Here is a 20596-nt window from a genome sequence, read left to right on the forward strand (position 1 = left end):
CCCGTGCCCCTGGTCTCGGTCCTGCCCCTGGCGAGCGGCAGGAAAACCGAAGTCCCAGGTCAAAGGCGCTTTTTTGGGGACAGGCCGGGATCAGGTGAGGCGGGCGGCGGCCTCGGCCCAGGCGGCGGTGTCGCCGGACGGCTCGTACCGGCGCAGCTCCTGCGTGGAGGCGACCAGGTCGCGCATCGCGCCGAGGTCGGCGACCAGCCCGGCCGCCCGCGCCTGCGTCAGCACGTTGCCGAGCGCGGTCGCCTCGGCCGGCCCGGCCACGACCGGCAGGCCGCACGCGTCGGCCGTGAACCGGCACAGCAGCTCGTTGCGCGACCCGCCGCCCACCAGGTGCACGACCTCCACCTCGCGTCCCGACAGCTCCATGGCCTGCCGCACCGCCCGCCGGTGCCCCAGCGCCAGGCTCTCCAGCACGCACCGTACGAAGCCCGCCGGCGTGGACGGCGGCCGCTGCCCGGTACGCCGGCACTCGGCGGCGATGCGCGCGGGCATGTCGCCCGGCGGCAGGAACGCGGGCACGTCGGGGTCGACCACGGCGGCGAAGGGCCGCTCCCGGGCCGCCGCCGCCAGAAGGTCGCCGAGCGAGGAGCCGGGCCAGGCCCGCAGGCACTCCTGCAACAACCACAACCCCATGACGTTGCGCAGGTAGCGGACGGTGCCGTCGATCCCGGCCTCGTTGGTGAAGTTGGCGGCCCGGCCCGCCTCGGTGAGCACGGGGGCGGGCAGTTCCACCCCGGCCAGCGACCAGGTGCCGCACGAGATGTAGGCGAAGGCCGATCCGGCGGCGGGTACGGCGGCCACGGCGGAGGCGGTGTCGTGCGAGGCCACCGCCCGTACCGGCGCCGAGAAGCCGATCTCCCCGGCGACGTCGCGGCGCAGCCCGCCGATCGCCTCGCCGGGCTGCCGCAGCCGGGGGAAGAGCCCCGCGGGCAGGCCCAGCCGGTCGATCAGCGGGACCGCCCAGGACCGCGTGCGCACGTCGAGCAGGCCCGTGGTCGAGGCGTTGGTCACCTCGGCGCCGATCTCGCCGGTCAGCCAGTAGGCGATCAGGTCGGGGACGAGCAACATCGTCGCGGCGCCGTCCAGCCGGTCGGCCAGGAGCTGGTAGACCGTGTTGAACGGGAGCACCTGAAGCCCGGACACCTCGTACAGCGCCTCGGCCCCGACCGTCGCGGCGACCTGCTCGGCCACCCCGCGCGTCCGGTCGTCGCGGTAGTGCACCGGGTTGCCCAGCAGCGCGCCGGTCTCGTCGAGCAGCCCGTAGTCGACGGCCCACGAGTCGACCCCGATCGAGGTGACCGGACCGGCCGCGCGCAGGCCGGTGAGGATCTCGCGGTAGAGGCCCAGGATGTCCCAGTGGAGGCGGCCGGCCAGGCGGACCGGGCCGTTGGGGAAGCGGTGGACCTCGGTCGTGGCCAGGCCCTCCGACAGGTCGGCGACCAGCACGCGCCCGCTGGAGGCGCCCAGGTCCACGGCGGCGAATCGGCTCACTGGGTGGACTCCCTCACGACCAGTTCGGGCTGGAACATGATGTGTTGATGCGGATGTGTGTCTGGGTTGTCGCACTCGTCCAGCAGCAGCTCGGTGGCGATGCGGCCGAGCTGGTACGTCGGCTGCCGCATCGAGCTGAGCGACACGGCGGAGGCGGCGGCGAAGTCGATGTCGTCGTAGCCCATCAGCGCCACGTCGCCGGGCACCCGCACCCCGGCGCGCAGCAGCGCCCGCAGCACGCCCAGCGCGAGCAGGTCGTTGGCGCAGAACACGGCCTCGGGCAGGCCCCGGGCCATCAGGTCGGCCGCGGCCTGCTCGCCCGCGCGGGCCGTCATCGTGGCCGTCTCGGCCACCCGCAGCGCGGCCGGGTCGAGCCCGGCCGCCGCGAGCGCCTCGGCCGCCCCATGCCGCCGCTCGGCGCACTGCCGGATGGTCAGCGGCCCGGTCACGTACGCGACCTCGCGCGCGCCTCCGGCCAGCAGGTGGGCCATCGCGGCCCGCCCGCCGGCGACGTCGTCCACCGCGACCGCGCACTGGTCGGGCCGGTGGGCCGGGTGGTCGACCAGGACGACGCTGATGCCGCGCTCGCGCAGCCGTTCCAGGCGGGCCGGGTCCTCGTCCGACGGCGTGATCAGCACGCCGCGCACCCGGTGCTCGGCCAGCACCCGCAGGTTGCGGTCCTCCTTGTCCGTGGAGCCCGCCGAGTTGCCGAGGATCACCGCGTAGCCCAGCTCGCTGGCGACGTCCTCGACGCCGGCGGCGACCTCGGTGAAGAACGGGTTGCCGATGTCGATGACGCTCAGGCCGATCGTCCTGCTGTGCCCGGCGCGCAGGGTCGAGGCCGAGCCGTGCCTGACGAACCCGAGCTCCCGGATCGCCGCCTCCACCCGTTCCCGGGTGTCGGGGGCGACCTTCGCGGGCCGGTTCAGGACGTTGGAGACCGTGCCGGGGGAGACGCCGGCGCGGGCGGCGACGTCCTTGATGCTGACCATGGCCATGGCGCCTCATTAAAACGTACTAACGAACGGATGGCCAGCGCCAGTTCGGCGGCGTGCCGTACGTCACGCATTGACAGCGGTCGGCGCTGATCGTAGGTTCCTCGGCAGCGCATTAAAACGTTTTGAAGGAGAGCGCCTGTGCGACGTGTCTGCTTTCTGCTCAAGGTCCGTCCGGAGCGGCTGGCGGAGTACCGCGAGCGCCACCGGGCCGTGTGGCCGGACATGCTCGACGCGCTGCGCCGCGCCGGCTGGCACAACTACTCCCTCTTCCTCCGGGACGACGGCCTGCTCGTGGGCTACCTGGAGACCGCCGACTTCGAGGCGGCGAAGCGGGCGATGGCCGCGACCGAGGTCAACGCCCGCTGGCAGGCCGAGATGGCGCCCTTCTTCGAAGACCTCGACGGACGCCCCGACGAGGGCATGCGCCCGCTGGACGAAGTGTTCCACCTGGACTGATCGGGAAGTCATGACCACTGACATCAAGGCCGCCCTGCGCGCGCTGCACATCGAGACGCCGTCCTGGGCGTACGGCAACAGCGGCACCCGGTTCAAGGTGTTCGCGCAGCGGGGAGTGCCGCGCGACCCGTACGAGAAGCTGGCCGACGCCGCCCGGGTGCACGCCCACACCGGCGCCGCCCCCACGGTCGCCCTGCACATCCCGTGGGACAAGGTGGCCGACTACGGCGACCTGGCCGCCCACGCCCGCGACCTGGGCGTCGGCATCGGGGCGATCAACTCCAACGTCTTCCAGGACGACGACTACATGCTCGGCAGCGTCACCAACCCCGACCCGGCCGTCCGCCGCAAGGCCCTGGACCACCTGCTGGAATGCGTCGACATCATGGACGCCACCGGCTCCGGCACGCTCAAGCTCTGGTTCTCCGACGGCACCAACTACCCCGGCCAGGACGACATCCGCGCCCGCCAGGACCGCCTGGCCGAGGCCCTGTCCGCCGTGTACGACCGCCTCGGCGCCGACCAGCGTTTCCTGCTGGAGTACAAACTGTTCGAGCCCGCCTTCTACACCACCGACGTGCCCGACTGGGGCACCGCGTACGCCCACTGCCTCAGGCTCGGCCCCAAGGCGCAGGTCGTCGTGGACACCGGCCACCACGCGCCGGGCGTCAACATCGAGTTCATCGTGGCGTTCCTGCTGCGCGAGGGGAAGCTCGGCGGCTTCGACTTCAACTCCCGCTTCTACGCCGACGACGACCTCATGGTCGGGGCGGCCGACCCGTTCCAGCTCTTCCGCATCATGTACGAGGTCGTGCGCGGCGGCGGGCTGGAGGCGGGCGTCGCGTTCATGCTCGACCAGTGCCACAACATCGAGCCGAAGATCCCCGGCCAGATCCGCTCGGTCATGAACGTCCAGGAGGCCACGGCCAAGGCGCTGCTGGTGGACCGGGACGCGCTGGCCGCGGCCCAGGCCGGGGGAGACGTACTGGGCGCGAACGCCGTGCTCATGGACGCCTACAACACCGACGTGCGGCCGCTGCTGGCCGAGATGCGCGAGGAGGCGGGCCTCGCGCCCGACCCGATGGCCGCGTACGCCAAGTCCGGATATTTCGAGAAAATCGCTGCCGAGCGTGTCGGCGGCACGCAGGCCGGCTGGGGGGCCTGACCACCATGGACCACGTCATCGACGAACTTCTGGACCGCTCCCACCGCCTGGGCGCCGACCCGCGCAACACCAACTACGCCGGCGGCAACACCTCGGCCAAGGGCCACGCCCCCGACCCGGTGACCGGCCGGGACGTAGAGCTGCTCTGGGTCAAGGGCTCGGGCGGCGACCTCGGCACGCTCAAGGAGGACGGCCTGGCCGTCCTGCGCCTGGACCGCCTGCGCGCCCTCGCCGGCGTCTACCCCGGCGTCGAGCGCGAGGACGAGATGGTCGCCGCCTTCGACTACTGCCTGCACGGCCGGGGCGGCGCGGCCCCCTCGATCGACACCGCCATGCACGGCCTGGTCGAGGCCGTGCTCGTGGACCACCTGCACCCCGACGCCGGGATCGCCCTGGCCACCGCCCGCGACGGCGAGGAGCTGACCCGGCGCGTCTTCGGCGACCGCGTGGTGTGGGTGCCCTGGCGGCGGCCCGGCTTCCAGCTCGGCCTGGACATCGCCGCCGTCAAGGAGGCCAATCCGCAGGCCATCGGGTGCGTGCTCGGCGGCCACGGCATCACCGCCTGGGGCGCCACCTCGCAGGAGTGCGAGGCCCGTTCCCTGGAGATCATCCGTACCGCCGAGGAGTACCTGGCCGCCCACGGCCGCCCCAACCCGTTCGGGCCGGTGCTCTCCGAGCCGCTGCCCGAGGCCGTACGGCACGAGCGCGCCGCCGCGCTGCTCCCCGTCGTACGCGGGCTGGCCTCCTCCGACGTACGGCAGGTCGGCCACTACACCGACACCCCGGAGGTGCTGGACTTCCTGTCGCGGGCCGAGCACCCGCGCCTGGCCGCGCTCGGCACGTCCTGCCCCGACCACTTCCTGCGGACCAAGGTCGCCCCGCTGGTCCTGGACCTCCCGCCGGACGCGCCCCTGGACCAGGCCGTCGAACGGCTGCGCGAGCTGCACGCCGCCTACCGCGCCGACTACACCGCCTACTACGAGCGCCACGCCGCCCCGGACTCGCCGCCGATGCGCGGCGCGGACCCGGCCATCGTGCTGGTGCCCGGCGTCGGCATGTTCTCCTTCGGCAAGGACAAGCAGACCGCCCGCGTGGCCGGCGAGTTCTACGTCAACGCGATCAACGTCATGCGCGGCGCCGAGTCCGTCTCGGCCTACGAGCCGATCCCGGAGTCGGAGAAGTTCCGCATCGAGTACTGGGAGCTGGAGGAGGCCAAGCTGCGGCGTATGCCGCGGCCGAAGCCGCTGGCCGGCCGGGTGGCGCTGGTCACCGGGGCCGGGTCGGGCATCGGCGCGGCGACCGCGCGGCGGCTGGGGGCCGAGGGCGCGTGCGTGGTGCTCGCCGACCGCGACCTGGCCGCCGCCGAGAAGGTCGCCGCCGAGATCGGCGCCGGGGCGTACCGGACGTCCGACGTGGCCGTGGCCGTACGGGTGGACGTCACATCCGAGGAGGGGGTCGTGGGGGCCGTACGGGCGGCCGTACTCGCCTTCGGGGGCGTGGACCTGGTGGTGAACAACGCCGGCCTGTCGTTGTCGCGTTCCCTGCTGGAGACCACCCTGGACGACTGGGACCTCCAGCACGACGTGATGGCGCGGGGCTCGTTCCTGGTCTCCCGGGAGTGCGCGCGCGTTCTCGTCGAGCAGGGGATGGGCGGGGACATCGTCTACATCTCCTCCAAGAACGCCGTCTTCGCCGGGCCGAACAACCTCGCGTACGGGGCGGCCAAGGCCGACCAGGCCCACCAGGTCCGCCTCCTGGCCGCCGAACTGGGCGAGCACGGCATCCGCGTCAACGGCGTGAACCCCGACGGCGTGGTACGCGGCTCCGGTATCTTCGCCTCCGGCTGGGGCGCCAACCGCGCGGCGGTGTACGGCGTGGAGGAGGAGCGCCTGGGCGAGTTCTACGCCCAGCGCACCCTGCTCAAGCGCGAGGTGCTGCCCGACCACGTGGCCGCCGCCGTCTACGCCCTCACCGGCGCCGACCTCCCCCACACCACGGGCCTGCACATCCCCGTGGACGCCGGCGTCCCCGCCGCCTTCCTCCGCTGACGCCCCCCTCCACCAACCGCCGCCGGGCAACCGGCGGCGGCTGGCCGGGCGCGGAGGGCCCTTCACCCCCGCGGTCCCGCACCGCCGCCCTTCCTCTCAAAGGGACCTACACCCCCGCCGTCCTGCGCTGCCGTACGAAGGGGAAATAGCCGAAATAGCCGAAATGCGTAAACCGTGGATTCACCCCCGCATCTGTGCGAGACATGAGAAGTGCCCCCCAGCCCCGCACAGAGAAGGCGAACCCTCGTGTCAGCACCGCTGTCCCGTCGCACGTTCCTCCGCCGAAGTACGGCCGGCGGCCAGGCCCTGGCCCTGGCGGGCAGCGTGGAGGCCATCGCCAGCCCCGGCCCCGCCCGCGCCGCCACCCGCGGCGAGGCCGGCTACGGCCCGCTCGTCCCCGACCCCGCCGGCCTGCTGGCCCTGCCCGCCGGGTTCTCCTACACCCTCGTCGCCGAGAGCGGCCGCACCCTCCTGGACAGCGGCGAGCCCACCCCCAGCGACCCCGACGGCATGGCCTGCTTCACCGGCCGGAACGGCACGGCCCTGGTCTGCAACCACGAGATCGGCGGGAGCGAGCCGTACCGGGTGCCGGCCCTGCCCGGCCTCACCTACGACCCCGGCGCGGGCGGCGGCACCACCACCATCGAGGTGAGCCGCCGGGGCGCACGCCTCAGGGAGTACGTCAGCCTGGCCGGCACCCACAACAACTGCGCCGGCGGCCGAACCCCCTGGAACACCTGGCTGACCTGCGAGGAAACCGAGCAGCGCGCCGGCGGCGCCTTCCAGCGCGACCACGGGTACGTCTTCGAGGTGGACGCCTTCGACCAGCGCGCCAACCAGGACCCGGTCCCCCTGAAGTTCCTGGGCCGCTACTCCCACGAGGCCGTCGCCGTGGACCCCCGTACCTCCGCGATCTACCTGACCGAGGACGCCAACGCCCCGCACGGCCTGTACTTCCGCTGGACCCCGCCGCCCGGGTTCCGCGGCGGCAAGGGCGCGCTGCGGGCCCTGGCCACCGCGCCCGGCGGCGACACGGCGGGCCGCCTCCAGGCGATGAGCTGCTACGACGGCTCCCGCCAGATCGCCGACCTGTCGCAGGCCACCGCCCCCGGCACCAGGTACGGGGTGCGCTGGGTGGACGTCCCCGACCGCGACGCCGGTACGGTCTCGGTGCGCTCCCAGTTCGCCGAGGGCCAGGTGACCCGCTCACGCAAGCTGGAGGGCGCCTACTGGGGCGACGGCGGCGCGTACTTCGTGGCCAGTTACGCCCGCGCCGCCGACGGCAGCCTCAACGAGCACGACGGCCAGGTGTGGCTCTACGACCCCCACGCGCGGACGGTCACGCTCAAGACCGTCTTCGGCCTCAACCCCGACCCTGCCCAGGACACCTCCTTCGACGGCCCCGACAACATCACCGTCTCCCCGTACGGCGGCGTGATCCTGGCCGAGGACGGCGAGGGTGTCAGCCACCTGGTCGGCGTCACCAGGCGGGGCACGCCCTACCCGCTGGCCCGCAACGAGCTGAACGAGAGCGAGTTCACCGGCCCCACCTTCGACGCCGGCGGCTCGACCCTGTACGCCTGCGTCCAGTCCCCCGGCCACGTCTTCGCCGTCACCGGTCCATGGCGACGTCCTCACGAGTAGGCCGCGACCATCCCCACGACCGTCAGCAGCGCCCCGGCAGCGGTGATCACGCAGCCTGCCGCGACGGCGGTCCGCCTGGCCCGTCGCCGTGCCCCGGCCCAGTACAGCAGCACGTAGGGCAGGAAGCCGATCCCGCCCAGGCCCACCGCGGGCAGCGCCAGCGCGGCCAGCACGCCCTTGGTCCCGTCCGGCGCCGCCCGGTCGCCCTCGGGTGTGAGCCGCGCCCGCAGCACGTCGCCCGCCTCGGAGTCGGGGGAGGCGTCCACCGCGACGGCCGGGCCGCCGGAGTCGGGGGTGAAACGTCCCTTGCAGTCGTAACGGCCGTGGCCGAGGTCGGCGCAGGAGAGCACGGTCAGCGTCCCCGGCGTGCCCGTACGGCCGGTGGCCAGCCGCAGGTCCGGCACCGCGAGCACGGCCGGCAACACGCACATCCCCACCCAGAGCAGTACGAGGACGGCACGCCCGAACGGTCCGGGGCCGCGCCCGCGCGCGGGGGTGACGAACGTGAGATCGGGCAGGAAGTCGCTCATGCCCGCCAGCATCCCGCCCGCCACTTGGGGGTGGCCTGGAAGGGACTGGGATATGGCCCCTTGGGCGGCGCGGGCCGTCTCAGCTTGCATAATCATCCTCTTGAGTGCATCATCTTCACAAGTAAAGTCATGAGATAGGGTGCATGAATATGCAGGAGGGTCGAATGAGGGCAGCGATCGCGGGAGCCAGCGGCTACGCCGGAGGTGAGCTGCTCCGCCTCCTGCTCGGCCATCCCGAGTTCGAGATCGGCGCGCTCACCGCCGCCTCCAGCGCGGGCAGCCGGCTCGGCGCCCACCAGCCCCACCTGCCGCAGCTCGCCGACCGCGTCGTGGAGGAGACCACCCCCGGCGTGCTCGCCGGGCACGACGTGGTCTTCCTCGCGCTGCCGCACGGCCACTCGGCCGCCGTCGCCGCCCAACTCGGCGAGGACACCATCGTGGTCGACTGCGGCGCCGACCACCGGCTCGCCGACCCCGCCGCCTGGCAGGAGTTCTACGGCGGCGACCACGCCGGCACCTGGCCCTACGGCCTGCCCGAGCTGCCCGGCCAGCGCGAGGTGCTGAAGACGGCCCGGCGCATCGCCGTGCCCGGCTGCTACCCGACCTCGGTCCTGCTGGCCCTGTCGCCCGCCTTCGCCGCGGGCCTGGCCGCGCCCGACGTCGTCGTGGTGGCCGCCAGCGGCACCAGCGGCGCGGGCAGGTCGGCCAAGGCCCACCTGCTCGGCAGCGAGGTGATGGGCTCGGTCAGCGCGTACGGCGTGGGCGGCGTCCACCGCCACACCCCCGAGATGGAGCAGGGCCTGTCCGCCGTCGCCGGCGCCCCCGTACGCGTCTCCTTCACCCCCACCCTGGCCCCCATGAGCCGCGGCATCCTGGCCACCTGCACCGCCCCCGCCGCCCCCGGCCTCACCCGCGAGTCGCTGCGCACCGCCTACGAGGTCGCGCTGAAGGCCGAGCCGTTCGTCCGGCTGCTGCCCGAGGGCGTCTGGCCGGCCACCTCCATGACGTACGGCGCCAACACCGCCGCCCTTCAGGTGACGCTCGACGAGCGCGCGGGCCGCGTGGTCGCCGTCATCGCCATCGACAACCTCACCAAGGGCACGGCCGGAGGCGCGATCCAGAGCGTCAACCTCGCCCTCGGCCTGCCGGAAGAGCTCGGCCTTCCCCTGACAGGAGTTGCACCATGAGTGTCACCGCCCCCTTGGGCTTCCGGGCCGCCGGCATCGCCGCGGGCATCAAGTCCGGCGACGCGCGCGACCTGGCCCTCGTCGTCAACGACGGGCCCAGCCGCGCCGCCGCGGGCGTCTTCACCGCCAACCGCGTCAAGGCCGCCCCCGTGGTGTGGTCGCAGCAGGTCCTGTCGGGCGGACGGCTGCGCGCGGTGGTGCTCAACTCCGGCGGCGCCAACGCCTGCACCGGCCCCGAGGGCTTCCAGGACACCCACGCCACCGCCGAGAAGGTCGCCGAGGTCCTCGACGACAGCGCGGGCGAGATCGCGGTCTGCTCCACCGGCCTGATCGGCGAGCGGCTGCCGATGGAGGCCCTGCTGACCGGCGTACAGACCGCGGCGGGCCAGCTCAGCCGCGACGGCGGCCTGGCCGCGGCCGACGCCATCCGCACCACCGACACCGTCTCCAAGATCTCCTTCAAGCGGGCCGACGGCTACATGGTCGGCGGCATGGCCAAGGGCGCCGGCATGCTCGCCCCCGCCCTGGCCACCATGCTCTGCGTGATCACCACCGACGCCGACCTGACCAGCGAGGAGCTGGACACGGTCCTGCGCGCCGCCACGGCCAGGACGTTCGACCGCCTCGACTCCGACGGCTGCATGTCCACCAACGACACCGTGCTGCTGCTGGCCAGCGGCGCCGCCGGGGTCAGGCCCGACCTGGCCGAGTTCGGGCAGAAGGTGCAGGAGGTCTGCGCCGACCTGGCCAGGCAGCTCCTCGTGGACGCCGAGGGCGCCTCCAAGGCCATCGCCGTCGAGGTCGTCGGCGCCGCCTCCGAGGACGACGCCGTCGAGGTCGGCCGCACCGTCGCCCGTTCCAACCTGCTCAAGTGCGCCATCCACGGCGAGGACCCCAACTGGGGCCGCGTCCTAGCCGCCGTCGGCACGACGAAGGCCGCCTTCGAGCCCGACCGCGTCAACGTCGCCATCAACGGCATCTGGATCTGCCGCGACGGCGCCGTCGGCGACGACCGTTCCAAGGTGGACATGCGGCCCAGAGACGTGACGATCACCATCGACCTGTCGGCCGGCCGTCACAGCGCCACGATCCACACCACCGACCTGACCGCCGAGTACGTCCACGAGAACTCGGCGTACTCCTCGTGAGGGCCGTCACCGCCGCGACCAAGGCCGAGGCGCTGATCGAGGCCCTGCCCTGGCTGACCCGCTTCCACGGCGCGACCGTCGTCATCAAGTACGGCGGCAACGCCATGACCGACGAGGCGCTCAAGGAGGGCTTCGCCGAGGACGTCGTGTTCCTGCACCACGCCGGCCTGCGCCCGGTGGTCGTGCACGGCGGCGGCCCGCAGATCAGCAGCGCCCTCGACCGGCTCGGCATCGAGTCCACCTTCACCGCCGGCCTGCGGGTCACCACGCCCGAGGCCATGCAGGTCGTCAGGATGGTCCTGGTCGGCCAGGTGGGCCGCGAGATCGTCGGCCTGGTCAACCGGCACGGCCCGTTCGCCGTCGGCATGTCCGGCGAGGACGCCCGCCTGTTCACCGCCGAGCGCAAGCCAGCGATCGTCGACGGCGAGCCCGTGGACATCGGCCAGGTGGGCGAGATCGTCAAGGTCGATCCCGGAGCCGTCCGCGCGCTGATCGACGACGGCCGCATCCCGGTCGTCTCCAGCGTCGCCACCGGCGAAAACGGAGAAATCTACAATGTAAATGCGGACACCGCGGCCGCCGCGCTGGCCGTGGCCCTGCAGGCCGAGAAGCTGATCGTGCTCACCGACGTCGAAGGCCTGTACGCCAACTGGCCCGACGACACCGACGTGATCGACGAGCTCGACGCCGGCGAGCTGGAGACGCTGCTGCCCGCCCTGTCCAGCGGCATGGTGCCCAAGATGGAGGCGTGCCTGACGGCCGTACGCGGGGGAGTGCCGCAGGCGCACGTCCTCGACGGCCGGGTGCCCCACTCGATGCTGCTGGAAATCTTCACCAACGAAGGAATCGGAACCATGGTGATGCCCTGATGAGCCTCCACAAGCGGTTCGAGCAGGCGTTCATGCCCAATTACGGCGTTCCCCCGATCGCCCTGGCCCGCGGCGAGGGCACCCGCGTGTGGGACGTGGACGGCAGGGAATACCTCGACTTCATCGGCGGCATCGCGGTCAGCTCGCTCGGCCACGCCCACCCTGCCCTGGTCGAGGCGGTCTCCAAGCAGGTCGCCACGCTCGCCCACACCAGCAACCTGTTCCTGCACGAGCCCGAGGTGCTGCTCGCCGAGCGGCTGCTCGGCCTGCTCAACGCCCCGGCCAGGATCTTCTTCGCCAACTCCGGCACCGAGGCCAACGAGGCCGCCTACAAGCTCGCCGTCAAGTACGGCAAGCGCGAGGGCCGCTCCTACTTCGTGGCCGCCGAGAACGGCTTCCACGGCCGTACCATCGGCGCCCTGTCGCTGACCGGCAAGAAGGCCATCCGCGACCAGTTCGGCCCGTTCCCGGTGGACGTACGCTTCGTCCCGTACGGCGACGCCGACGCGCTCAAGGAGGCCGTGACCGGCGACTGCATCGCGGTGTTCCTGGAGCCGACGCAGGGCGAGGCCGGCGTGGTCCCGCCGCCCGACGGCTACTTCGAGGCCGCCCGCCAGATCTGCGACTCGACCGGCGCGCTGCTGGTCGCCGACGAGATCCAGTCGGCGATCGGCCGTACCGGCCACTGGTTCGCCCACCAGGCCGACGGCGTCACGCCCGACATCCTGACCCTGGCCAAGGGCCTGGGCGGCGGCCTGCCGATCGGCGCGTGCGTCGGGTTCGGCGAGGCCGGCCGGCTGTTCGACAAGGGCGACCACGGCTCGACCTTCGGCGGCAACCCGGTCTCGTGCGCGGCGGCGCTGGCCGTCCTGGACAACCTCGACCTCGGCCACGTCAGGTCGGTGGCCGCCGGGCTGCGGGGCGGGCTGGAGGCGATCCGCCACCCGCTGCTGAAGGGTGTGCGCGGGCGCGGCCTGTGGCTGGCCGCCGTCCTGAAGGAGGAGCGCTCGGCGCAGGTCCAGCAGGCCGCCGCCGAGGCGGGCTTCCTGGTCAACGCCCTCCAGCCGGACGCCGTACGCCTCGCGCCCCCGCTGGTGGTCACCCACGAGGAGGTCAACGCCTTCGTCGAGGCGTTCCCCGCGATCCTCTCGGAGGCCGCGGCGTGACCAGACACTTCCTGCGCGACGACGACCTGACGCCCGAGGAGCAGGCGGAGGTCCTCGACCTGGCCGCCGCGATGAAGAAGGACCGGCTCGGCTACCGGCCGTTCGAGGGGCCGCGCAGCGTCGCCGTCCTGTTCGACAAGCCGTCGGCCAGGACCCGCGTCTCCTTCCACACCGGCATCGGCGAGCTCGGCGGCCTGCCGCTCGTCGTGGACAACGTCTCGGTGCTGATGGGCAGGGGCGAACCGGCCGCCGACATCGCCCGCGTGCTCGAGCGCCAGGTCGCCGCCATCGTCTGGCGCACCACCGGCCAGCACCTCGTCGAGGAGATGGCCGCCGCCTCGTCGGTGCCCGTCGTGAACGCGCTCACCGACGACTTCCACCCCTGCCAGATCCTCGCCGACCTGCAGACCGTCCGTGAGCGGCTGGGCAGCGCCGCGGGGCAGACCCTGACGTACGTGGGCGACGGCGCCAACAACATGGCCCACTCCTACCTGCTCGGCGGCGCGACGGCCGGCATGCACGTACGGATCGCCGCCCCCGCCGGCTACCAGCCCGACGCCGTGATCCTCGGCCAGGCGGCCGCCATCGCGGCCAGGACCGGCGGCTCGGTGGTCGCGCTGACCGACCCGGCCGCCGCCGTCCAGGGGGCGCACGTGGTCACCACCGACACGTGGGTGTCGATGGGGCAGAGCGGCAAGGACGAGCGGGTCGCCGCGCTCATGCCGTACCAGGTGAACGCCGAGTTGCTGGAGCACGCCGCGCCCGAGGCGATCGTCCTGCACTGCCTGCCCGCCTACCGCGGCCTGGAGATCACCGCCGACGTCCTCGACGGCCCGCGCAGCGTCGTGTGGGACCAGGCGGAGAACCGGCTGCACGCCCAGAAGGCCCTGCTCCACTGGCTGGTGACGCGCGGATGACCATCCCGATGACCAAGGCCGCGCGGCAGGCGAGGATCACCGACCTGCTGCAGCGGAAGGCGGTGCGCTCGCAGCCCGAGCTGGCCAAGCTGCTGGCCGAGAGCGGCGTCGAGGTCACCCAGGCCACCCTCTCCCGCGACCTGGACGAGCTCGGCGCGCTCAAGCTGCGCGCCGACGACGGCTCCCTGGTGTACGCGCTGCCCGGCGAGGGCGGCGATCGCATCCCCCTCACCAGGACCGGCGGCGGCGGCGAGACCCCGGCGGCACGGCTGCACCGAATCGCCGAGGAACTGCTGGTCGCCGCCGAAGCCTCGGCCAACCTGGTCATCGTCAGAACCCCGCCGGGCGCCGCCCAGTTCCTCGCCTCCGCCATCGACCACGCCGACTGGGAGTCGATCCTCGGCACGGTGGCGGGCGACGACACGATCCTGGTCATCAGCCGGGACCCGTCGGGCGGCCAGGCCGTCGCGGAGGCGCTGCTGCGCGTGGCGGACCGACGTGGTTGACCCGGCCGGGATCACGGCCTGCCCTGACGCCAAGAAGGACTGAGTTGCACTATGGTCGCGTGGGAAATGGAGGAGATGACGGTGAGTGATGGCAAGCCGATGCGGCTGTGGGGCGGACGCTTCGAGAGCGGTCCGTCCGACGCGCTGGCCCGGCTTTCGGTGAGTGTGCACTTCGACTGGCGGCTGGTGCCGTACGACCTGGCGGCGTCCAGGGCGCACGCCCGCGTGCTGCACAGGGCGGGGCTGCTGACCGACGACGAGCTGGAGCGCATGATCGGTGCGCTCGACGACCTGGAGGCCGCCTGCAAGGCGGGCGAGTTCCGCCCGACCGTGGCCGACGAGGACGTCCACACCGCGCTGGAACGCGGCCTGCTGGAGCGGCTCGGCTCGCTCGGCGGCAAGCTCCGCGCCGGACGCAGCCGCAACGACCAGATCGCCACCGACCTGCGCCTCTACCTCCGCGACCACGTGCGCACCATCGTCTCCCGCCTGGTCGAGCTGGAGACCGCGCTGATGGCCCAGGCCGAGCAGCACGCCGAGACCGCCGCGCCGGGCATGACCCACCTGCAGCACGCCCAGCCGGTCTCCTTCGGCCACCAGCTCCTGGCCCACGTGCACGCCTTCACCCGCGACGTCGACCGGCTCACCGACTGGGACAAGCGCGCCGCGGTCTCCCCGCTCGGCGCCGGCGCCCTGGCGGGCTCCTCGCTGCCGCTCGACCCGCAGGCCGTGGCCGACGAGCTGGGCTTCTCCGCCGCCGCGCCCAACTCGATGGACGCCGTCGCCGACCGCGACTTCGCCGCCGAGTTCCTGTTCGACGCGGCCATGGTCGGCGTGCACCTGTCGCGGCTGGGCGAGGAGATCGTCCTGTGGGCCTCGCAGGAGTTCCGCTGGATCGAGATGGACGACGCCTACTCCACCGGCTCGTCGATCATGCCGCAGAAGAAGAACCCCGACGTCGCCGAGCTGGCCCGAGGCAAGTCCGGGCGGCTCATCGGCAACCTGATGTCGATGCTGACCACGCTCAAGGGCCTGCCGCTGACCTACAACCGCGACCTTCAGGAGGACAAGGAGCCGGTGTTCGACTCGGTCGACACGCTGCTGCTCGTCCTGCCCGCGATGGCCGGCCTGGTCGCGACCATGCGCGTCAACACCGCCCGCATGGAGGCGTCCGCGCCCGACGGCTTCGCCCTGGCCACCGACCTGGCCGAGCTGCTGGTGCGGCGCGGGGTGCCGTTCCGCGAGGCGCACGAGGCCGTCGGCCACCTGGTGGTCTGGTGCCAGGTCAACGACAAGGACCTCGGCGATCTCACCGACGACGAGCTGGCCAAGGTCTCGCCGCACCTGACGCCCGACGTACGCGACGTGCTGAGCGTGCCCGGCGCGCTGGCCGCCCGCAAGGCCCACGGCGGCACCGCGCCCGACCGCGTACGCGACCAGCTCGTCGCGCTGCGCGAGGCGGTCGACGCGCAGGCGGCATGGGCCTCGGGGAGCTGAGCGCCACGCCGCTGCCGCGGAGCTTCTTCGACCGGCCCTCGCACGAGGTCGCGCCCGACCTGCTCGGCCGCGTCCTCGTGCACGGGCCGGTCGCCGTACGCCTCACCGAGGTCGAGGCGTACGGCGGCCCCGGCGAGGACCCGGCGGCCCACACCTACCGCGGCAGGACCCCTCGCAACGCCGTCATGTTCGGCCCGCCCGGCCACCTGTACGTCTACTTCACCTACGGCATGCACTTCTGCGCGAACCTCGTCTGCCTGCCCGAGGGGTCCGGCTCGGCCGTCCTCCTGCGCGCCGGCGAGATCGTCACCGGCCTCGACGAGGCCCGCGCCCGCCGCGCCCCCGCCTCCGCTTCCGAGCGTCGCGGGCCCGCGACCGGCAAGGCGAAGGTGGTGCCGGACCGTGACCTGGCCCGCGGCCCCGCGAGGCTGGCCGTAGCGCTGGGCCTGCTGCGCGAGCACAACGGCCTCGACGCGATCTGGGAAGGCTCACCCGCCGCCCTCCCACCCCTCGCAGAAGACGGCGCCGACCACGGGACCGAACACGGGACCGAAGACGGGACCGGGCACGCCGCTTGGCTCACCGGACTGCCCCACGGTTTCGCGGCCGTCCTCGAAGGCCGCCCCGCCGGCCCCGGCACGATCAGGTCAGGCCCGCGCACCGGCGTGTCGACCGCCAAGGACACCCCGTGGCGGTTCTGGGTCGGCGACGACCCGACCGTCTCGCCGTACCGCGTTCACGTGCCGCGCCGGCGCAGCTCCGCGGCCACCTCCGTCGGGGAGGCGCCCAGCTCGTGAGCGCTGAAGACGTGCAGATGGTCGCCGGTGTCGATCTCCAGCATCTCGCTGCGCAGCCCGTACCGCCTGCGCACGTCCACCTTGACGTCCTCGACCGCCTCCCATGGCACGTGCCGCCGCCCGGCGAACCCGTGCACGACCGTGATGCCGCTCGCGTCGGCGGCCAGCCGCACCGGCACCAGCAGGTCACGCAGCCCCATCCCGCCCACCAGCACGGCGGCGGGCACCGCCAGGATCACCCCGCGCACGTCCCCGGCGGCCCACCAGAACACGGCGAGCCCGGCGCACACCAGAGCCCCTAAGATCTTGAAAACGGCCAGCTCGCGACGGACCCTCCACATGGACACCGAGCGTATCCAAGTGGCGCGCACACGCACCGATCGGGCAGGCTAAAGGCACCGACATCCGACCCAGGGAAGCCATCACCGTGACCGACATCATCGACGACCTCGCGTGGCGAGGATTGATCGCCCAGTCCACCGACCTCGACGCCCTGCGCGCGTCCATGGCCAAGGCGCCGATCACGGTCTATTCCGGCTTCGATCCCACCGCGCCGTCCCTGCACATCGGTCACTTCGTGCCGCTGCTCACGCTGCGCCGCCTGCAGGACGCCGGCCACCACCCGATCGGGCTCGTCGGCGGCGCCACCGGCCTGATCGGCGACCCCAGCGGACGCAACACCGAGCGTTCGCTCAACTCCGCCGAGATCGTCGCGGAGTGGGTGGAACGGCTGCGCGGCCAGGTCGGCAAATTCCTCGACTTCGACGCCGAGGCCAACCCGGCCCGCCTGGTCAGCAACCTCGACTGGACCGGCGAGCTGAGCGCCATCGACTTCCTGCGCGACATCGGCAAGCACTTCCCGGTCAACCGCATGCTCGCCAGGGAGTCGGTCTCCGCCCGGCTGGCGGGGGAGGGGCTGAGCTACACCGAGTTCAGCTACCAGATCCTGCAGTCCAACGACTACCTGGAGCTGTTCCGGCGCTACGACTGCACCCTGCAGATCGGCGGCAGCGACCAGTGGGGCAACATCACCGCGGGCGCCGACCTGATCCGCCGCGTCGAGGGCGGTCACGTGCACGTCCTCACGCAGCCGCTGATCACCAAGGCCGACGGCACCAAGTTCGGCAAGACCGCGGGCGGCGCGCTCTGGCTCGACCCCGAGATGACCTCGCCGTACGCCTTCTACCAGTACTTCCTCAACTCCGACGACCGTGACGTGATCCACTACCTGAAGGTGTTCACGTTCCGGAGCCGCGAGGAGATCGAAGAGCTGGAGAAGGCGGTCGCCGAACGGCCCTTCGCCCGCGAGGCCCAGCGCACGCTTGCCGAAGACCTCACCGAGCTGCTGCACGGCCGGGCGGAGCTCGACGCCGTGGTGGCCGCGTCCAAGGCGCTGTTCGGCCAGGGTTCGCTGGACGAGCTGCCCGCCGCCACCCTGGCGGCCGCCCTGGCGGAGGTCCCCAAGGCCGCCGTCCCCGAGCTCGGCGCGGCCTTCGTCGACCTGCTGGCCGACAGCGGCCTGGTGGAGTCGAAGTCGGCGGCCAGGCGCGCGGTCAAGGAGGGCGGCGCGTACCTGAACAACGTCAAGATCACCGACGAGTCGTACGTGCCGGCGGCCTCCGACCTGCTCGCGGGCCGGTTCATGGTCCTGCGCCGCGGCAAGAAGTCGATCGGCGGGGTCGAGGTCGGCTGACCGGAGAGGCGGGCTCTCAGCTCAGCGATGAGCCCGCCTCTCGAACAGGGCCACCGTCAGCCCCGGCAGATCCGCCGAGTGCTTGACCGACACGGCCTCGAACCCCGCCCGCTCGACCTGCCCCACCCGCGGCACGGAGTTCCCCTGGAGCCCCGACTGCTTGGTGCCGCGCCACACCACCCACACCCGTTCGCGACCCTTCAACGCCGCCGCGACATCCGACCTTTCCGGATAGCCGAAGCCGTCTGGCTCGGGCGCGTCACCGGCCTTGAGCACGTCGTCGGGCATCGCCGAGTCCGCGTAGTAGCCGAATCCGGCGCGCAGCTGGCTCTGTCCGTACACGACGGCGTCCCCGGGCTCGGCCCGTACCACCCGCAACGCCCACGGGACGTTGTCGAACCGGCCGTTCTCCTCGCGTACCGTCATGTGGTCGGAAACCCCGAGCAGGCCCCCCACCAGCACGATCGCCACCCCGGCCGGCACCGGGAAGCGCGGCACGCCCGCCACGGCCACCCCCGCCAGGAGCGCCAGCGCCGGAGCCGTCACGAACAGATACCGGTCCACGTACGCCGGCGTCACCAGATGCGAGACCGCGAGCAGCAGCAGCGGCGGCAACACCAGCCACCCCAGCGCCGCCAAGGCCCACCGGCCTCCCTCGCCACGCCCCTCCGACCTCCACAACACCGCCACCCCGGCCAGCGCGACCGCGAACAGCAACACCCCGAGCCCGGTCGCGCCCGCCGCCATCTTGGGGAACTTCAGCCACACCTCCGGACCCCGCTGCGGGATCCAGCTGATCGCATGCCGCTCCCCGAACCCGACCACCCCCAGCACGACCGCGGGCAGACCTCCGACGGCCAGCGCCGCCGCCATCCGCAGCAGCAGCCCGCGCCGGGCCAGCGCGAGATGCGCGGGCAACGCCAGCACCGCGAACAGGTGCGTGCAGCACACCAGCGCCACCGCCACGCCGTAGGTCACCCAGCGCCGCCCGCCCGGCCGCTCCACCGCCCGGTGCAGCGCCCAGAACGAGAAGACCACCGCCGCCGCCGCGAAGGCGTATGACCTGGCGAAAGCCCCGTAATAGGAGACCGAGGGCAGGATCGCGAACAGTGTCGCCCCGATGACCCCAGCCCGCGTACTGTGCAGCCGCCTCCCCAGCTCGACCAGGAACCAGGCCGCCACGCCGATCGCGACCGCCGACGGCAGCCGCAACCACACCTCGGACGTGCCGGCCTTCACCCAGAAGTGCATGAACAGGTAGTAGGGGAGGAAGTGCCCGTCGATGTTCCGAGCCAGCTCCCACAATCCCGCCATCGACCGGGAGGCCGCGCTGATAGTGGCCAGCTCGTCACCGTTCAGGGTGGCCGCGCCCGATCCCGAGAACGCCGCCGCCCCCGCGGCCAAGGCCATCCACCAGGGGGTCGAGGCGCGAGTGCGGGTCGCCGGTGGGGCGGGGGGAACAATTGTGGCGGCAGTGGTCACCGGGGCAGAATACGCGCCCCCACCGTCCCTTTCAGTCCGTACGAGCCCGTCCCGGCCTCGTACGACACCGCGATGCAGTGGGCCATGCCGCGATGGCTCCTCCCGTCGGCGCGTTGGGAGCGGCAACCCCTTGGCCTACGCCGTCCCCCACCCTGGACAGCCACGCAGCAACCCCACCACGACCACCCGCCGACACCGTTCCTGCCGGCACGCAAACCCCGACGCCAGCCCCCGAACGCCGGCCCCCGTGGGCCAGCCCCCGTAGGCCAGCCCCGTCCCGCGAGCCTTGGCCCATGAGCCTTGGCGCGCGAGCCCTGGCATGCGCGAGCCACGGAAGGCCGACCACCCGCCACCATGAGCCGGCCGATCCGTGTATGTGCCCCCCAGCATCGTGGCTCGTCGGCGCGGGAAGCTCCGCTTGCGCGCGTGGCCCGCGCGGGGCGCAGCGACGGCGTGCGGGGCGCTGCGGCAGGGCACGGCCGGCCGCCGTTCCGTCCCTGTTGCGCCATGCTCGCGCCCGGCGATTTGACGTGTCGCGGATCGCGACCTAATCTTTCACTTCGCCCCGGGAGTGAGCCGGACGCCTACCAGGCGGACGGGCCCCCAGGGCAAGCCCCTTGAGATGACAAGCCACCTCGGTCGAGGCGCTTCCACGCGCTTTGGCATGGGTTGTCCTCGGGCGCCCGAACCACGCCGAATAATCGGTTGATTCGACAGGTGCCGGATGACACGGTAAGTTACGAGGGTTGCCTCGGAAGCGAGGCATCCAATCCTAGATAGGTTTGGTCGGTTTTGTTCAAGTCTCCGGATTTGACACGAAATCACCGGGTCTGCTAAGATTAAGAACACGAACGAACGCCTCTGAACGAGGATCCGGGAACGGGTTCTGGTGAGGAAGTACGCGTCCGTTTCTTGAGAACTCAACAGTGTGTTTAAAAGCCAGTGCATGAAAACCATGCATAACCCCGTCACATCTTCGGATGGACGGATTCC

At 72.5% G+C, this 20596-nt stretch carries 18 protein-coding genes; 13 read left to right on the plus strand and 5 right to left on the minus strand.

Translation table 11 applies throughout. The annotated features are described in order from the left end of the window. Positions 1-90: 90 nt before the first annotated feature. Positions 91-1500 carry a rhamnulokinase family protein gene (locus DMB42_RS17440; protein ID WP_125635722.1) on the minus strand — a complete coding sequence of 470 codons (1410 nt, stop codon included), beginning with the start codon at positions 1498-1500 and terminating at the stop codon, positions 91-93. After that, a complete protein-coding gene (locus DMB42_RS17445) occupies positions 1497-2498 on the minus strand; it encodes a LacI family DNA-binding transcriptional regulator (RefSeq protein WP_125635724.1) in 1002 nt (333 codons plus the stop codon). The genes DMB42_RS17440 and DMB42_RS17445 overlap by 4 nt, the downstream gene beginning before the upstream one ends. A 138-nt stretch (positions 2499-2636) precedes the next feature. On the opposite strand from DMB42_RS17445, the gene DMB42_RS17450 reads away from it, so the two are divergent. The 4 genes from DMB42_RS17450 (at position 2637) to DMB42_RS17465 (ending at position 7811) form a co-directional block, all read left to right on the plus strand. After that, complete coding sequence (locus DMB42_RS17450; protein WP_125635726.1) at positions 2637-2954, plus strand: L-rhamnose mutarotase; 318 nt, start codon at positions 2637-2639, stop codon at positions 2952-2954. A gap of 10 nt (positions 2955-2964) precedes the next feature. Further along, entirely contained in the window at positions 2965-4119 is a 1155-nt protein-coding gene (gene rhaI, locus DMB42_RS17455; RefSeq protein ID WP_125635728.1) for an L-rhamnose isomerase, read from the plus strand. A gap of 5 nt (positions 4120-4124) precedes the next feature. After that, positions 4125-6167 (plus strand): bifunctional aldolase/short-chain dehydrogenase, encoded by a 2043-nt coding sequence (locus DMB42_RS17460; RefSeq protein ID WP_125635730.1) that lies wholly within the window; start codon positions 4125-4127, stop codon positions 6165-6167. A gap of 246 nt (positions 6168-6413) precedes the next feature. After that, positions 6414-7811, plus strand: coding sequence for an alkaline phosphatase PhoX (locus DMB42_RS17465; protein WP_260477752.1), 1398 nt, complete (start codon positions 6414-6416; stop codon positions 7809-7811). On the opposite strand, the gene DMB42_RS17470 is transcribed toward DMB42_RS17465, so the two are convergent. Then, positions 7802-8341 carry a hypothetical protein gene (locus DMB42_RS17470; protein WP_125635731.1) on the minus strand — a complete coding sequence of 180 codons (540 nt, stop codon included), beginning with the start codon at positions 8339-8341 and terminating at the stop codon, positions 7802-7804. The genes DMB42_RS17465 and DMB42_RS17470 overlap by 10 nt on opposite strands. A gap of 164 nt (positions 8342-8505) precedes the next feature. Here DMB42_RS17470 and argC point away from each other — a divergent pair, with 164 nt between their 5' ends. The 8 genes from argC (at position 8506) to DMB42_RS17510 (ending at position 16428) form a co-directional block, all read left to right on the plus strand. Continuing rightward, positions 8506-9528 carry an N-acetyl-gamma-glutamyl-phosphate reductase gene (gene argC / locus DMB42_RS17475; protein ID WP_125635733.1) on the plus strand — a complete coding sequence of 341 codons (1023 nt, stop codon included), beginning with the start codon at positions 8506-8508 and terminating at the stop codon, positions 9526-9528. Further along, the gene (gene argJ / locus DMB42_RS17480; protein WP_125635735.1) at positions 9525-10676 is read left to right on the plus strand and encodes a bifunctional glutamate N-acetyltransferase/amino-acid acetyltransferase ArgJ; all 1152 of its coding nucleotides are present in this window, start codon (positions 9525-9527) and stop codon (positions 10674-10676) included. The genes argC and argJ overlap by 4 nt, the downstream gene beginning before the upstream one ends. Next, positions 10673-11545 (plus strand): acetylglutamate kinase, encoded by an 873-nt coding sequence (gene argB / locus DMB42_RS17485; protein WP_125635737.1) that lies wholly within the window; start codon positions 10673-10675, stop codon positions 11543-11545. Before argJ ends, argB begins: the two co-directional genes overlap by 4 nt. Next, positions 11545-12711, plus strand: a complete 1167-nt coding sequence (locus tag DMB42_RS17490) for an acetylornithine transaminase (protein WP_125635739.1) — start codon at positions 11545-11547, stop codon at positions 12709-12711. The genes argB and DMB42_RS17490 overlap by 1 nt, the downstream gene beginning before the upstream one ends. Further along, on the plus strand, positions 12708-13628 hold the full coding sequence (gene argF / locus DMB42_RS17495; RefSeq protein WP_125635741.1) for an ornithine carbamoyltransferase: 921 nt from the start codon (positions 12708-12710) through the stop codon (positions 13626-13628). The genes DMB42_RS17490 and argF overlap by 4 nt, the downstream gene beginning before the upstream one ends. Next, positions 13625-14134, plus strand: coding sequence for an arginine repressor (locus tag DMB42_RS17500; RefSeq protein WP_125635743.1), 510 nt, complete (start codon positions 13625-13627; stop codon positions 14132-14134). The genes argF and DMB42_RS17500 overlap by 4 nt, the downstream gene beginning before the upstream one ends. A gap of 75 nt (positions 14135-14209) precedes the next feature. Continuing rightward, on the plus strand, positions 14210-15631 hold the full coding sequence (gene argH, locus DMB42_RS17505; protein WP_125635745.1) for an argininosuccinate lyase: 1422 nt from the start codon (positions 14210-14212) through the stop codon (positions 15629-15631). Then, positions 15613-16428: a DNA-3-methyladenine glycosylase gene (locus DMB42_RS17510; protein ID WP_125635747.1), complete on the plus strand. Its 816-nt coding sequence runs from the start codon at positions 15613-15615 to the stop codon at positions 16426-16428. The genes argH and DMB42_RS17510 overlap by 19 nt, the downstream gene beginning before the upstream one ends. Here the strand turns inward: DMB42_RS17510 and DMB42_RS17515 are convergent. Further along, positions 16368-16769, minus strand: a complete 402-nt coding sequence (locus DMB42_RS17515; protein ID WP_125635749.1) for a PH domain-containing protein — start codon at positions 16767-16769, stop codon at positions 16368-16370. The genes DMB42_RS17510 and DMB42_RS17515 overlap by 61 nt on opposite strands. An 86-nt stretch (positions 16770-16855) precedes the next feature. Between DMB42_RS17515 and tyrS the strand changes: the two genes are divergently transcribed. Then, positions 16856-18121: a tyrosine--tRNA ligase gene (tyrS, locus tag DMB42_RS17520; protein ID WP_125635751.1), complete on the plus strand. Its 1266-nt coding sequence runs from the start codon at positions 16856-16858 to the stop codon at positions 18119-18121. A 21-nt stretch (positions 18122-18142) separates the two neighbouring features. Here tyrS and DMB42_RS17525 read toward each other — a convergent pair whose 3' ends face one another. Then, positions 18143-19531 carry a glycosyltransferase family 39 protein gene (locus tag DMB42_RS17525; RefSeq protein ID WP_125635753.1) on the minus strand — a complete coding sequence of 463 codons (1389 nt, stop codon included), beginning with the start codon at positions 19529-19531 and terminating at the stop codon, positions 18143-18145. Between the last annotated feature and the right edge of the window lie 1065 nt (positions 19532-20596).

It is taken from the genome of Nonomuraea sp. WAC 01424 (assembly GCF_003947315.1).
GTDB lineage: Bacteria > Actinomycetota > Actinomycetes > Streptosporangiales > Streptosporangiaceae > Nonomuraea > Nonomuraea spiralis.

Bases quoted from the DNA above. Each gene is read 5' to 3' on its own strand.
- DMB42_RS17445 (WP_125635724.1), bottom strand. From the start codon at position 2,498: ATGGCCATGGTCAGCATCAAGGACGTCGCCGCCCGCGCCGGCGTCTCC.
- rhaI (WP_125635728.1), top strand. From the start codon at position 2,965: ATGACCACTGACATCAAGGCCGCCCTGCGCGCGCTGCACATCGAGACG.
- DMB42_RS17460 (WP_125635730.1), top strand. From the start codon at position 4,125: ATGGACCACGTCATCGACGAACTTCTGGACCGCTCCCACCGCCTGGGC.
- DMB42_RS17470 (WP_125635731.1), bottom strand. From the start codon at position 8,341: ATGAGCGACTTCCTGCCCGATCTCACGTTCGTCACCCCCGCGCGCGGG.
- argC (WP_125635733.1), top strand. From the start codon at position 8,506: ATGAGGGCAGCGATCGCGGGAGCCAGCGGCTACGCCGGAGGTGAGCTG.
- argJ (WP_125635735.1), top strand. From the start codon at position 9,525: ATGAGTGTCACCGCCCCCTTGGGCTTCCGGGCCGCCGGCATCGCCGCG.
- DMB42_RS17490 (WP_125635739.1), top strand. From the start codon at position 11,545: ATGAGCCTCCACAAGCGGTTCGAGCAGGCGTTCATGCCCAATTACGGC.
- DMB42_RS17500 (WP_125635743.1), top strand. From the start codon at position 13,625: ATGACCATCCCGATGACCAAGGCCGCGCGGCAGGCGAGGATCACCGAC.
- argH (WP_125635745.1), top strand. From the start codon at position 14,210: ATGACGGTGAGTGATGGCAAGCCGATGCGGCTGTGGGGCGGACGCTTC.
- DMB42_RS17510 (WP_125635747.1), top strand. From the start codon at position 15,613: ATGGGCCTCGGGGAGCTGAGCGCCACGCCGCTGCCGCGGAGCTTCTTC.
- DMB42_RS17515 (WP_125635749.1), bottom strand. From the start codon at position 16,769: ATGTGGAGGGTCCGTCGCGAGCTGGCCGTTTTCAAGATCTTAGGGGCT.
- DMB42_RS17525 (WP_125635753.1), bottom strand. From the start codon at position 19,531: ATGGCCTTGGCCGCGGGGGCGGCGGCGTTCTCGGGATCGGGCGCGGCC.